The sequence below is a fragment of the Mycobacterium sp. E3339 genome (assembly GCF_001666915.1).
GTDB lineage: Bacteria > Actinomycetota > Actinomycetes > Mycobacteriales > Mycobacteriaceae > Mycobacterium.
This window is the reverse complement of record NZ_LZIZ01000098.1, coordinates 1-11,402: the sequence shown is the minus strand read 5'-3', so window position 1 is coordinate 11,402 and position 11,402 is coordinate 1. Positions and strand designations below refer to the sequence as shown.

Sequence of the window (11,402 nt, the reverse complement as noted above, 5' to 3'; positions counted from 1 at the left end):
CCGATCCCCGTCGCGGCGGCGCCCAGCCGCAACGCGCTACGCCGATTCACGAATCACATCCGGGCGTGGTGACGGCGAGGGTGCGGTCAGCGGCAAGCGCCATACCGATGCCGTCAGCTGAAGGATTCCCACGATCAACAGCACCCCGAGCGGAACGTGTAGGCCCGTCAGCCGCAATTCGCCAGAGGCGAACTCGGCGACGAAGAGGATGGTCACCAGCGCCCCTACCGCTATCGGCCATCGCGGCCCGCCCGTCCGGTTCACGATCACCAGCACCGCCACCTGAACGACGGAAAGCACCGTGGTCACTTTCGCGCCGGCCGAGTGCAGCAGCAACGCGTTGTACTGCCCGCCGAGGAAACTGCCGGCGAACACGGCTTGGGCCACCGCGAGGACTGCCAAGGTCGCGCTAGTGGCACGGGCGACCACGCGGGGCCAGCGTCGGCCGTGCTCTCTTGCGTCTGTCATGGTCTTCCTCCGTAAGTCGTCGTCGGACTACTCAGGAATTGACGACGAGACGGGCCGGCAAAAAGTTACGCCCGCATGTGTAACTTCCGGCGCCGTTGACCCGTCCTTGTATGCGGGTTGCTGGTGACCCGCTTCAACCGATTCCGGGCCCACCGCAACGGGATACGCAGAAGGAGCAGTGATGTCGAACCCGACGCCCCCGCGCTGGCTGAAGCCGATGAACAAGTTCATGATCGCGATGCAAAGGCTCGGCATACCTACCGGGCCACCCATGGTTTTGACCGTGCCGGGACGCAAAACGGGCCGACCGCGCAGCACCCCGATGACACCGTTCACGCTCGACGGCCAGCTCTATGCCGTGGCGGGATTCCCCGGCGCCGATTGGGCGCGCAACGCCCGCGCCGCCGGGACGGGAACGCTCGGCAGGGGCCGAAAGACGCGGCGCGTCGCCATAACCGAGCTGACCGCCGAGCAAGCCCGCCCGGTATTGCGCCAATATCCGATCGAAGTGCCGATCGGCGTCGGGTTCCTGAAACGTTCCGGCCTGGTGCGTCAGGGCAATCCGGAAGAGGTCGAAGCGCTGGCCGGCCGCATCGCCGTGTTCCGGCTAGACCCGATCCCCGCGAACTGACGCCGGGCGATGCCCCGATTGATCGACCACTAAGGAAGCAACATGCACGCCGCATACCTCGTCGTGACAATCTTTGCCATCGGTCTCAACGGATTCTCCGGCGTGAGCGCGCTGGTCCACTTCGCACCGATCATCCCGCCCATGCAGCGGGCCGGGGTGCCGGTGTCGTGGCTGACGTTTCCCATCGGCACCATGAAAACCCTGGGCGCCCTTGGGCTTATCGCCGGCCTATGGATTCCGCCCATCGGCATCGCCGCGGCGGCCGGACTGATCATCTTCTTCGTCTGCGCGATGTACACCCATGTGCTCGCCAACGATATCTCCGGCCAGTTCGCATTCGCCGGATTCCTGCTCGCCCTCAACGCCGCGACCTTCGCGCTCACAGCGGTCGCCCACCCGGTGTACATCTAGAACCGCTGGGCTCTATCGCTCACGAAGGCTCAGGCGAAAAGAACGCGCGCATCGCCGCCGCGTACGCGGCCACGTCCTGGGCGCCCATCAACTCCCGCGCGGAGTGCATCGCCAGCTGCGCGGCACCCACGTCGACGGTGGGGATGCCGGTCCGCGCCGAGGCCAGCGGCCCGATCGTCGACCCGCACGGCAGGTCGGCGCGGTGCTCATAACGCTGCAGCGCGACCCCGGCCTGCTGGCAGGCCAGCGCGAAGGCCGCGGCGGTCCGTCCGTCGGTGGCGTAACGCAGGTTCGGGTGAACCTTGAGCACCGGCCCGGCGTTGGCCTCGATCAGGTGGCCGGGCTCGTGCCGCTCGGGGTAGTTGGGGTGCGTGGCGTGCGCCATGTCGGCCGACGCCAGCAACGAGTCGGGCAGCCGACGTAGGAAATCCTCGCGGGTGCCGCCGGCCGCGAGCACGATCCGCTCCAGAACCGTGCCGAGCAGGTCTGACTGGGCGCCATGGTCGGAGGAGGACCCGACCTCCTCGTGGTCGAAGAGCACCAACACGGGCAGGAAACCCCGCGGCTCGGCGGCCAACAGCGCCTCCATCCCCGCGTAACAACTGGCTTGGTTGTCCAGCCGGGGCGCGCTGAGCAGGTCGCCGCCGGCGCCGACGATGGTCGACGGGGTCAGGTCGTGGGTCATCAGATCGGCGGCGAGCACGCCGGTCGGGTCCACCCCGGCGCGTTCGGCGACGTAGTCGACAAACGACTTGGTGTCCGCACCGACGCCCCAGACCGCGTTGACGTGCCGCTGCGGATCCAGCGTCAGCGATTTGCGGTCCTCCGCGAGGTGAATGGCCAGCTGCGGCACCCGCAGAATCGGCTCGTCGATCCGGACCAGCCGGTGCTCGATCCCGGCGCCGGCGCGCAGCGACAACCGTCCGCTGATACCCAGGTCGCGATCGAGCCAGGAGTTCAGCCACGCCCCGCCGTAGGGCTCGAGCGCCACCACGCGCCAACCGGCGACCACCCGGTCCGGGTGCTGCTTGACCCGCAGGTTCGGGCTGTCGGTGTGCGCGCCGACGATGCGGAACGGACCGTCGGCCCCCTCGGAATTCCAGGCGACCAGCGAGCCGGCCCGCACCGCGAAGTAGCGGCCCGGTTCCTCCGGCCAGCGTTTAGCCTCGCTCAGTTCGGTGTACCCGGCGGCCGTCAGCCGCGCGGCCACCGTGGCGCAGACGTGAAATGGCGACGGAGAAGCGTCGATGAAATCGCAGAGGCCTGCGGCGCTGGCCGACATGATGATCATCATGGCTTCCGGCGCTCACCGTCGCCACGCTAGGGTCGCCCATGTGCCTCCCGTCCAGCCGCAGCCGATCCTCGAGCCGTTGACGCCCGCGGCGGTCTTCCTGGTGGTGACGATCGACGAGGGCGGAGAAGCCACGGTGCATGATGCGCTGCCCGACATTTCCGGGCTGGTGCGCGCGATCGGGTTTCGCGAGCCGCCGAAACGGTTGTCGGCCATCGCCTCCATCGGCTCGCACGCCTGGGATCGTTTGTTCTCGGGGCCGCGCCCCGCCGAGTTGCACCCGTTCGTCGAACTGACGGGCCCGCACCACACCGCTCCGGCCACGCCGGGGGACCTACTGTTTCACATCCGGGCCGAGAGCCTGGACGTCTGCTTCGAGTTGGCCGACCGCATCCTGCGGTCGATGGCGGGCGCCGTCAGCGTCGTCGACGAGGTGCACGGATTCCGCTATTTCGACAACCGCGACCTGTTGGGCTTCGTCGACGGCACCGAAAACCCGGACGGCCCGCTGGCCGTCAGCGCCACCGCCATCGGCGCCGAGGATCCCGAATTCGAAGGCTCGTGCTACGTGCACGTGCAGAAGTATCTGCACGAGATGTCTTCGTGGAACTCGTTATCCGTCAACGAGCAGGAATTGGTGATCGGCCGCACCAAGCTGGAAAACCTCGAACTCGACGACGACGAGAAGCCGGCCAACTCCCACATCGCCCTCAACGTCATCACCGACGAGGACGGCACCGAGTTGAAGATCGTGCGGCACAACATGCCCTTCGGTGAACTCGGCAAGGGCGAGTACGGGACCTACTTCATCGGGTATTCCCGTACGCCACGGGTCACCGAACGCCTGCTGCGCAACATGTTTCTGGGCGACCCGCCCGGCAACACCGACCGCATCCTGGAATTTTCCACCGCGGTCACCGGCGGTCTGTTCTTCTCCCCAACCGTCGACTTCCTCGACGATCCACCGCCACTTCCGGGAGCGCCGGTGGCGGAAACACCTGCGGCACAAAACGGCTCACTTGCGATCGGCAGCCTGAAAGGAACAGCTTCATGAACAACCTCTACCGCGACCTGGCACCGGTCACCGACGCCGCTTGGGAGGAAATCGAGACCGAGGCGGCCCGGACCTTCAAACGCCATGTCGCCGGGCGGCGGGTGGTCGACGTCAGCGAGCCGGGCGGGCCGGTCACCGCCGGCGTCAGCACCGGGCGATTGATCGACATCGCTTCGCCCTCCGAAGGCGTCGAGGCTCACGTGCGAGCGAGTAAACCCCTTGTCCGGCTTCGCGTTCCGTTCACCCTGTCGCGTTACGAGATCGACAACGTCGAACGGGGCGCCCAGGACTCCGACTGGGACCCGGTCAAGGAGGCCGCCAAGAAGCTGGCGTTCGTGGAAGACCGCGCCATCTTCGAAGGATACGCCGCCGCCTCGATCGAGGGCATCCGGTCCGCCAGCTCGAACAAGGCGCTGACCCTGCCGGCCGATCCACGCGAGATTCCCGACGTCATCACCCAGGCCATTTCCGAGTTGCGGCTGGCCGGCGTCGACGGCCCGTATTCGGTGCTGCTGTCCGCCGACGTCTACACGAAAGTCAGCGAGACCACCGAACACGGCTATCCGATCCTCGAGCACATCGACCGGCTGGTCCCCGGGGACATCATCTGGGCGCCGGCCATCGACGGTGCCTTCGTGCTGACCACCCGCGGTGGCGACTTCGATCTGCAGCTGGGGACGGACGTCTCGATCGGATACACCAGCCATGATGCGGACACCGTTCAGCTGTATCTGCAGGAGACATTGACCTTCCTGTGCTACACCGCGGAGGCGTCGGTCCCGCTGACGTCGTAAGGAATAAATGCCGGCGAGCCGCTGCTGACGGGGAAGCAAGTGAACTTCTTTTGAAGGCAGGGTTCGATGGCAGCAACGATGGCCGGGTCCACCGCGTTAGTGACTGGAGCGACCTCCGGGATCGGCCGCGAAATCGCGATACAACTGGCCGAACGCGGGGTCGAGGTGATTGTGCACGGGCGCAGCGCTGAACGCGGCGCAAAGACGGTGCGCGATATCGAAAACATAGGCGGCAGCGCACGTTTCGTCGCAGCCGATCTCAATGACGGCGACGATGTGCGCCGCCTGGCCGCCGAGGCGGGAGCGGTCGACATTCTGATCAACAACGCCGGCATCTACCGGTTCGGCGCGACCGCGGACACCGACGATGCGGCGTTCGACGAGCACGTGAACGTGAACCTGCGCGCCCCGTACATTTTGGTCCAGCAACTGGTCCCGGGCATGGTCGAGCGCGGCGGCGGCGCGGTGGTCAACGTGAGCACCGTCGCGGCCTCGGTGCCGGCGAGCGGTGCGGGTATCTACGGCGCAACCAAGGCCGGCCTGGAGCAGTTGACGCGGGTCTGGGCGGACGAATTCGGCCGGTCGGGCGTCCGAGTCAACGCGTTGGCCGCGGGGCCGACGGATACCCCTGGAGTCGCCGTCATACCGGGCATGCTGGAAGCCATTGGCGCCACCACCGCGCTGAAACGGCCGGCCGAGGCGAGCGAAATCGCAAGCGCGGTGCTGTTTCTCGCGTCAGCCGCCGCAAGTTACGTCAACGGTGCGGTGTTGCAGGCTAGCGGCGGCCAGCGCGCAATTACCGCCTGAGGCAGTGCTTTTCGTCACAGGTCGAGCACCAGATCGCTGGCCGGGGCCGCCGAGCACACGAGCACGGACCCCTGCTCGGGCGGCTCCAGCGGTTGCTGGACGTAGGTGGCGCTCCCCGCGACCACTCCGGCGACACACACGTGACAGACGCCGCTTCTGCAGGAGAACCGGGTGGGCACGTCGCATGCTTCGGCCAGCTCGAGGATGCTTCCGTATTGCGATGACCAGGTGACCGTCAAACCGCTGCGGGCGAACGTGATTGACGGACCCGTTCCCGGTGGTCCCGCCGGAAGATGTGGGGGCTGGCGGGGGCCGTCGTCGACGATGCCCGGGTTGATCGGCGGCAGCGCACCGAAGAGTTCGCTATGGATGCGCTCGGGGGCAAGACCGCCGGCCGCCAGGGCCTCGCGCATGTCGGTCATGAATTGGGTTGGGCCGCAAAGGTAGGCGGTGACGTCGGCCGGAATTCCCAGCGCCGCAATGGCCGATCGGTCCAACCGCCCCTGCGTTTGGGTGTAGAAGACCGACTGCCGAGAGCCCGGCAACGATCCGAGCAGTTCGGCGACCTCGGCTGCGAATGCTTGCGTTTCCTGATTGCGGGTGGTGTACACCCACCAGATGTCGCGGGCGCTGCGGGTCGCCGAAAGCGCATGCAACATCGCCAAGACGGGGGTGATCCCGATTCCCGCCGACATCAGCAGCACGGGACCATCACCGTCGGTGAGGTAGAACTCGCCGCGCGGCGCGGCGGCCTCGAGCACGGAACCAACCTCGATGTGCTCGTGCAGCCATCGGCTCACCAGACCGTGCGCTTCGCGCTTGACGCTGATGCGGTACCGCCCCGCGCCAGGGTCTCCGGAGAGGGAGTAACTGCGCAGCGGCGCCGGTGTGCCGGCGGGAATTCGCACGGTCAGGTATTGCCCGGGCAGTGGTGGTGGCAATGCGACATGGTCGTCGCCCTCCAGTTGGATGGACATCACCTGTGGGCTTTCCCGACGTATCGCGCTGACGCGCAGAGGGCGAAAACCGTCCCACACCGCCGGGGTTGCCGCGATCTGGGCTGGCGATTCGTGGTCCAACATGTCCCGGAACGATTGCTGCCAGCCGGGGCTGAGTGCGGGGACGTCGACGGCCTTGGGCAGCAGGGCGAGGTCGCGGTTCGGCAGGTACAACAACGCGTCGACATCGGCAACGCTGAGTTCGTGGCGACCACGTCGGGTCCGCACGATGTCATCGCCCGCGCGGACCCGCCCCTCGGTGATCACCCGGAAGTAGAAGCCCGGGCGATGTTGGGAGACAAGCAGGTTCGGCATCCTTGGCTCGTTCGTGCGCAAACCGACGCGGAAGCAGGTGACGCGGGGCTGGGTGACTTCGAACTCGGCTTCGCCGATCCGGTAGCGGTCGCCGATGCACACATCGTCGTCGGGCAGCCCGGTAACCGTGAAGTTCTCCCCGAAGTGGCCGGGTACAAGGTCGTCGCGACCCAAGTAGTTCTTCCAGAAGTCGTACGACTCGGTCTGGTACACCATCACGGCCCGCTGTTCGCCGCCGTGGCCGCCGAGGTCGCCCTGGCCGTCGCCGTCGATGTTCAGGCGGCGCACCATGACCGGCCCGTCGACCGGCGTTTTCCAGATCCCGGTGTAGACGGTCTTGTCGTGCCACCGCACGTCCTTGGGCATACCGACGTTAACCGAAACCAGCTTGCCCACGATGTCACCTCACAAACCCTGAATTGGGAGGGCTGGCTGAGGATATGCCCGCCCGCCACGTGGGGCAACACGTAGCGACCAGTCGCGCCGCGCACACCGGGGTGTTAACTGGGTCGCATGGCCCCGATTGCATCCGTTGACCCCGGGGCCCGACGTCTCAGCCGAGGAGCCCGATGCCCACACCAAACGTTCTGGTCTTCGACGTCAACGAGACACTGGTCGACTTACATTCACTGGCACCGCTTTTCGTCGACCTATTCGGAGACGAGCGGGTGCTTCGCGAATGGTTCGCCCAGCTGATCATGTACTCGATGTCGGTGACCCTGGCGGACAACTACGTCACCTTCTCCACGCTCGCCCGGGGCGTATTGCGCATGGTGGCTGACATCCACCACGTCGACGTCTCCGACGACGACCTGGACCGCCTCAAAACCGGACTGCTCACCATGCCGGCGCACCCGGATGTCGCGAACGGGCTGACCGCGTTACGGGACAACGGCTTTCGCCTAGTGACGCTGACCAATTCGCCACCCAACCCGGACGGGCCGACGGCGTTGCAGAGTTCCGGGCTGGCCGAATTCTTCGAACAGCAATTGAGTGTCGATGCCCGCCGTGCCTTCAAGCCGGCGCCCGCCGTGTACCGGTACGCATGCGAGACACTCGGGGTGGCGCCGGCCGACTGCATGATGGTGGCCGCGCACCCGTGGGATCTCCTGGGCGCCCAGAACGTCGGCTTCAGCGCCGCGCTCATCGCCCGTCCGGGCAATCCCCCGCTGCCGGTCGACGTTCTGCGCCAGCCCGACCTGGTGGTGACCGACATGCGCCAGCTGGCCCACGAACTCACCGAGCGTCGGCGCCATAATTGACCCCATGGCCACCGCGGACGGATTCCATCCAGATTTCGACGAGACGACGACTGCGGCCGTCCGCAATCGGGTGCACCACGTCAGGGCGTCGGATATCAGCTCCGAAACCGCGCAGTCGGAGGGACTGCGCCGCTTCGCCGCACTGAGCGGTGCATCGGTGGGCGCCGAGAAGCTCTAGATGGGCGAGACCCACGCGATGCCGTCGACCGTTTCGTCCAACCATCGTCACGGCGACTCGGAAACCGCGATCTACGTCCGCAGCGGTCACCCGGAATTCGTCTTCCACGACGGCACCCGCGAGGTGCGCATCGCGACGTCGCCCGGCGACTACGTCTTCATCCCGCCGTACCTGCCGCACCGCGAGGAAAACCCGGACCCGGACACACCGGCGGAGGTGGTCATCGCGCGCAGCACCCAGGAGGCCGTCGTGGTGAATCTGCCGGCGCTGTATCCCCTGTAAAGCCGTTCAATATACGGCGATCTCGACCAGATTCCCGTCGACGTCGCGGCAGTAATGCGAGGTCATCGGGCCGAGGGCTCCCGTTCTGGTCACGGGCCCAGCGACGACGCGGACGCCGCACTCAAGCAGGTGGGCACGCACCTCGTCGGGGCTGCTTGCGGTGATGAAGCACAAGTCCTCGGAACCGGCCGCTTCGACGGATCCGGTGACCCAGTCGGGATCGTCGGCCAGGGCACCGACCGGGCGCAGATTGAGTTTTTGGTTCCCGAACCGCAGAGCGACACGGCCGGATGAGCCGAAGGTTTCTCGCCGCATGCCGAGCACCCGTTCGTACCAGGTCGCGGTCTGCTCGACGTCGTTGCAGTTCAGCACGACGTGATCGATGCGGTCCACCGCGAATCCCATCCTCGGCTCCCCTGTGGCTGGGCGAAAATCGTTCGCCACCAGGGTAATCCGACCAACCACCCGGCGACCTTCACCCCTGGGCGAGCCGACGGCCGAACCGCGCGGCCTCCGTCCGCTCAGCAAATTCTCAACTGATTCTTCGGCGGCTCATGGCCTGTCTCCCAGCATCCGCAAAGCCACTGGCCGCAGCATGTTTTCATGGCGAAAGAGCCCACCTGCGCGGAACTGGTCGAGCGTTACCTGCGCACCCGCGGGCGACGCTACTTCCGTGGCCACCACGACGGTGAATACTTCTTCGTCGCCAACGCCCACTCGTCCGCCTCGAGGCGCCTGCACGTGCATCTCGAGATCTCACCCGAGCACGGCGACGTGCTGATCATTCGGGTGATGCCGGCCTGCTTTTTCCCTGCCTCCGAGCGCCCGTGGCTGACGCATTTCTCGGATACGTGGAACCGCCAGGAGCGCGAGGTGACCGCGATCGTGCACGGGTCCTCCGACCCGCAACGGATCGGCGTGGTGGCGCGCAGGTCGCACTGGATCCGCGACACCGTTTCCTTCGAAGATTTCAGCGCCTTTGTCGACCGCACCATCGCGGACGCGATCGACCTCTTCGGCGACTTGAGCCCCGCCGCCGAACTGCCCACGGCGCACCCCCTGGTGCGCGACGCCGGGTGACCCGGCGTCCCAGCAAACGGATATGACATTCTCCTTTTTGGAGAGTAACCTATGTTGTGCAGGCGGCGGGTTTGAGATCTGCGTCACATCGGCAATCCACGGCAAATGGCGGGAACACGACAGCGGGGAGCCATGAAGGGCAAGGGGGTTGAGGTGGCCGACAACCAGGAGACCACCAAGTGGGATCCGGCCTTCACCGAGCAGGTCGTCAGGGCAATCGGACCGGTGATCAAACGGTGGTACCGGGCTGAGGTGCGCAACATCGACAACGTCCCCTCCTCCGGTGGAGCGCTGGTGGTGTCCAACCACTCCGGCGGCATGCTGACCCCGGACGTGTTGATCTTCTCCCCGGCCTTCTACGAGAGATTCGGTTACGACCGCCCCGTCTACACGCTGGGCCACTACGGCCTCTTCCTGGGTCCTCTGGACGGCTGGCTGCGCCGCCTTGGGGTCATCGAGGCCAGTCGCGAAAACGCCGCCGCCGCCCTGCATTCCGGCGCGGTGGTGCTGGTCTTCCCGGGCGGCGACTACGACTCCTACCGACCCACCTTCAGCGCCAACACCATCGACTTCAACGGCCGCACCGGCTACGTGCAGACGGCCATCGAGGCCGGGGTGCCGATCGTGCCCACGGTTTCGATCGGTGCCCAGGAAACCCAGCTCTTCTTGACCCGCGGCAACTGGATGGCGCGCAAGTTGGGCCTGACCAAGGCGCGGATGGACATCCTGCCGGTCAGCTTCGGGTTCCCGTTCGGCCTCAGCGTGGTCTTCCCGCCCAACCTGCCGCTGCCCGCCAAGGTCGTCACCGAGGTGCTCGAACCGATCGACGTCGCCGACCAGTTCGGTGACAACCCCGACGTCGACGAGGTGGACGCGCACGTGCGCGCCGTCATGGAGGCGGCGCTCAAGCGACTCGCCGCTGCGCGCCGGCTCCCCATCCTCGGCTGACCGACACCACCGATGGCCCGGGCCTGCACGCCATGCGAAAGCCTCTACACCACAAGCTGATTCCAGCGCCGGCGGGGAGAGATGGCGCGTGAAAAGACTCAATGGCATGGACGCCATGCTGCTCTACAGCGAGACGCCCAACCTGCACACGCACACAATGAAAGTGGCCGTCATCGACCCCGGTGAATCGGAGTTCGGTTTCGAGGCGTTCCGCGGTCACGTGCGCCGCCGGCTGCACCTGCTGGAGCCGTTGCGCTACAAACTCGTCGACATTCCCTGGCAGCTGCATCACCCGATGTGGCAGGAGGACTGCGAGGTCGACCTCGACTACCACCTGCGCCGGGTGCAGGTGCCCGCGCCGGGCGGCCGTCGAGAACTCGACGAGGTGATCGGCCGGATCGCCTCGACGCCGCTCGACCGCGACCGCCCGCTCTGGGAGTTTCACTTCGCCGAGGGACTCGCTGGCAGGCGGTTCGCCTTGGTGGGCAAGGTTCATCACGCGCTGGCCGACGGGGTGGCATCGGTCAACCTGCTGGCGCGCGCGATGGATCTCGAGGACGCCCCGACCGAGGAACGCGAGAACGACGAAGCGGGCGTCACCGCCTCGCGGGCCGACCTGTTGCGGGCCGCCGCGCGGGACCATGTTCGGCAGATCACCGAACTGCCGGGTCTGATTCGGGACGCAGCGGTCGGAATGGCGCGGGTGCGCCGGCGCTCCAAGGAACGCGGGACCCACCCGGATCTGGCCGACGCGTTCGACGCCCCACCGACGTTCCTGAACCACGTGGTGTCGCCCCAGCGTCGATTCGCCAGCGCCACCAGTCGGGCCCGCTCGGCGGGATCATCGATGTGCACCGGCAACGAGATCAGCGGTCTGATGATC

The 11,402-nt window shown here is 66.7% G+C and carries 13 protein-coding genes and 1 pseudogene; 10 read left to right on the top strand and 4 right to left on the bottom strand.

Going from position 1 to position 11,402, the window contains the following annotated elements:
* Positions 1 to 36: 36 nt before the first annotated feature.
* Entirely contained in the window at positions 37 to 468 is a 432-nt protein-coding gene (locus tag A5702_RS09445; protein ID WP_197506528.1) for a hypothetical protein, read from the bottom strand.
* 181 nt (positions 469 to 649) lie between these two features.
* On the opposite strand from A5702_RS09445, the gene A5702_RS09440 reads away from it, so the two are divergent.
* Positions 650 to 1,099 (top strand): nitroreductase family deazaflavin-dependent oxidoreductase, encoded by a 450-nt coding sequence (locus A5702_RS09440; protein ID WP_067818793.1) that lies wholly within the window; start codon positions 650 to 652, stop codon positions 1,097 to 1,099.
* Positions 1,100 to 1,141: 42 nt separating this feature from the next.
* Positions 1,142 to 1,510 (top strand): DoxX family protein, encoded by a 369-nt coding sequence (locus A5702_RS09435; protein WP_055401790.1) that lies wholly within the window; start codon positions 1,142 to 1,144, stop codon positions 1,508 to 1,510.
* Positions 1,511 to 1,529: 19 nt separating this feature from the next.
* Here the strand turns inward: A5702_RS09435 and A5702_RS09430 are convergent, their stop codons facing one another.
* Positions 1,530 to 2,792 carry a M18 family aminopeptidase gene (locus tag A5702_RS09430; RefSeq protein WP_068220114.1) on the bottom strand — a complete coding sequence of 421 codons (1,263 nt, stop codon included), beginning with the start codon at positions 2,790 to 2,792 and terminating at the stop codon, positions 1,530 to 1,532.
* Between the two features lie 10 nt (positions 2,793 to 2,802).
* On the opposite strand from A5702_RS09430, the gene A5702_RS09425 reads away from it, so the two are divergent.
* The 3 genes from A5702_RS09425 to A5702_RS09415 all read left to right on the top strand — a co-directional run bounded on the left by A5702_RS09425 (position 2,803) and on the right by A5702_RS09415 (position 5,456).
* On the top strand, positions 2,803 to 3,855 hold the full coding sequence (locus tag A5702_RS09425) for a Dyp-type peroxidase (protein WP_197506529.1): 1,053 nt from the start codon (positions 2,803 to 2,805) through the stop codon (positions 3,853 to 3,855).
* A complete protein-coding gene (locus A5702_RS09420; RefSeq protein ID WP_055401786.1) occupies positions 3,852 to 4,649 on the top strand; it encodes a family 1 encapsulin nanocompartment shell protein in 798 nt (265 codons plus the stop codon). Before A5702_RS09425 ends, A5702_RS09420 begins: the two co-directional genes overlap by 4 nt.
* A 66-nt stretch (positions 4,650 to 4,715) precedes the next feature.
* Positions 4,716 to 5,456 (top strand): SDR family NAD(P)-dependent oxidoreductase, encoded by a 741-nt coding sequence (locus A5702_RS09415; protein WP_068220106.1) that lies wholly within the window; start codon positions 4,716 to 4,718, stop codon positions 5,454 to 5,456.
* 14 nt (positions 5,457 to 5,470) lie between these two features.
* On the opposite strand, the gene A5702_RS09410 is transcribed toward A5702_RS09415, so the two are convergent.
* Positions 5,471 to 7,165 (bottom strand): MOSC and FAD-binding oxidoreductase domain-containing protein, encoded by a 1,695-nt coding sequence (locus A5702_RS09410; protein ID WP_068220103.1) that lies wholly within the window; start codon positions 7,163 to 7,165, stop codon positions 5,471 to 5,473.
* Positions 7,166 to 7,338: 173 nt separating this feature from the next.
* Between A5702_RS09410 and A5702_RS09405 the strand changes: the two genes are divergently transcribed.
* Together A5702_RS09405 and A5702_RS09400 are read left to right on the top strand one after the other, a co-directional pair.
* Positions 7,339 to 8,031, top strand: a complete 693-nt coding sequence (locus A5702_RS09405; protein ID WP_068220100.1) for a haloacid dehalogenase type II — start codon at positions 7,339 to 7,341, stop codon at positions 8,029 to 8,031.
* A 4-nt stretch (positions 8,032 to 8,035) separates the two neighbouring features.
* Positions 8,036 to 8,491, top strand: a pseudogene (locus A5702_RS09400) (cupin domain-containing protein).
* A gap of 6 nt (positions 8,492 to 8,497) precedes the next feature.
* Here A5702_RS09400 and A5702_RS09395 read toward each other — a convergent pair.
* Positions 8,498 to 8,896 carry a VOC family protein gene (locus tag A5702_RS09395; protein WP_068220097.1) on the bottom strand — a complete coding sequence of 133 codons (399 nt, stop codon included), beginning with the start codon at positions 8,894 to 8,896 and terminating at the stop codon, positions 8,498 to 8,500.
* 198 nt (positions 8,897 to 9,094) lie between these two features.
* On the opposite strand from A5702_RS09395, the gene A5702_RS09390 reads away from it, so the two are divergent.
* The 3 genes from A5702_RS09390 to A5702_RS09380 all read left to right on the top strand — a co-directional run.
* Complete coding sequence (locus A5702_RS09390) at positions 9,095 to 9,571, top strand: hypothetical protein (protein ID WP_068220094.1); 477 nt, start codon at positions 9,095 to 9,097, stop codon at positions 9,569 to 9,571.
* Positions 9,572 to 9,703: 132 nt separating this feature from the next.
* Complete coding sequence (locus A5702_RS09385) at positions 9,704 to 10,519, top strand: lysophospholipid acyltransferase family protein (protein ID WP_068220091.1); 816 nt, start codon at positions 9,704 to 9,706, stop codon at positions 10,517 to 10,519.
* Between the two features lie 88 nt (positions 10,520 to 10,607).
* Positions 10,608 to 11,402 (top strand): wax ester/triacylglycerol synthase domain-containing protein (locus A5702_RS09380; protein WP_304440332.1); only part of this gene is annotated, 795 nt, incomplete at its 3' end.

Excerpts from the sequence above, each read along its gene's own strand:
- A5702_RS09425 (WP_197506529.1), top strand. The coding sequence starts at position 2,803 with ATGGCTTCCGGCGCTCACCGTCGCCACGCTAGGGTCGCCCATGTGCCT.
- A5702_RS09445 (WP_197506528.1), bottom strand. The coding sequence starts at position 468 with ATGACAGACGCAAGAGAGCACGGCCGACGCTGGCCCCGCGTGGTCGCC.
- A5702_RS09385 (WP_068220091.1), top strand. The coding sequence starts at position 9,704 with ATGAAGGGCAAGGGGGTTGAGGTGGCCGACAACCAGGAGACCACCAAG.
- A5702_RS09440 (WP_067818793.1), top strand. The coding sequence starts at position 650 with ATGTCGAACCCGACGCCCCCGCGCTGGCTGAAGCCGATGAACAAGTTC.
- A5702_RS09395 (WP_068220097.1), bottom strand. The coding sequence starts at position 8,896 with ATGGGATTCGCGGTGGACCGCATCGATCACGTCGTGCTGAACTGCAAC.
- A5702_RS09430 (WP_068220114.1), bottom strand. The coding sequence starts at position 2,792 with ATGTCGGCCAGCGCCGCAGGCCTCTGCGATTTCATCGACGCTTCTCCG.
- A5702_RS09415 (WP_068220106.1), top strand. The coding sequence starts at position 4,716 with ATGGCAGCAACGATGGCCGGGTCCACCGCGTTAGTGACTGGAGCGACC.
- A5702_RS09405 (WP_068220100.1), top strand. The coding sequence starts at position 7,339 with ATGCCCACACCAAACGTTCTGGTCTTCGACGTCAACGAGACACTGGTC.
- A5702_RS09390 (WP_068220094.1), top strand. The coding sequence starts at position 9,095 with ATGGCGAAAGAGCCCACCTGCGCGGAACTGGTCGAGCGTTACCTGCGC.
- A5702_RS09420 (WP_055401786.1), top strand. The coding sequence starts at position 3,852 with ATGAACAACCTCTACCGCGACCTGGCACCGGTCACCGACGCCGCTTGG.
- A5702_RS09435 (WP_055401790.1), top strand. The coding sequence starts at position 1,142 with ATGCACGCCGCATACCTCGTCGTGACAATCTTTGCCATCGGTCTCAAC.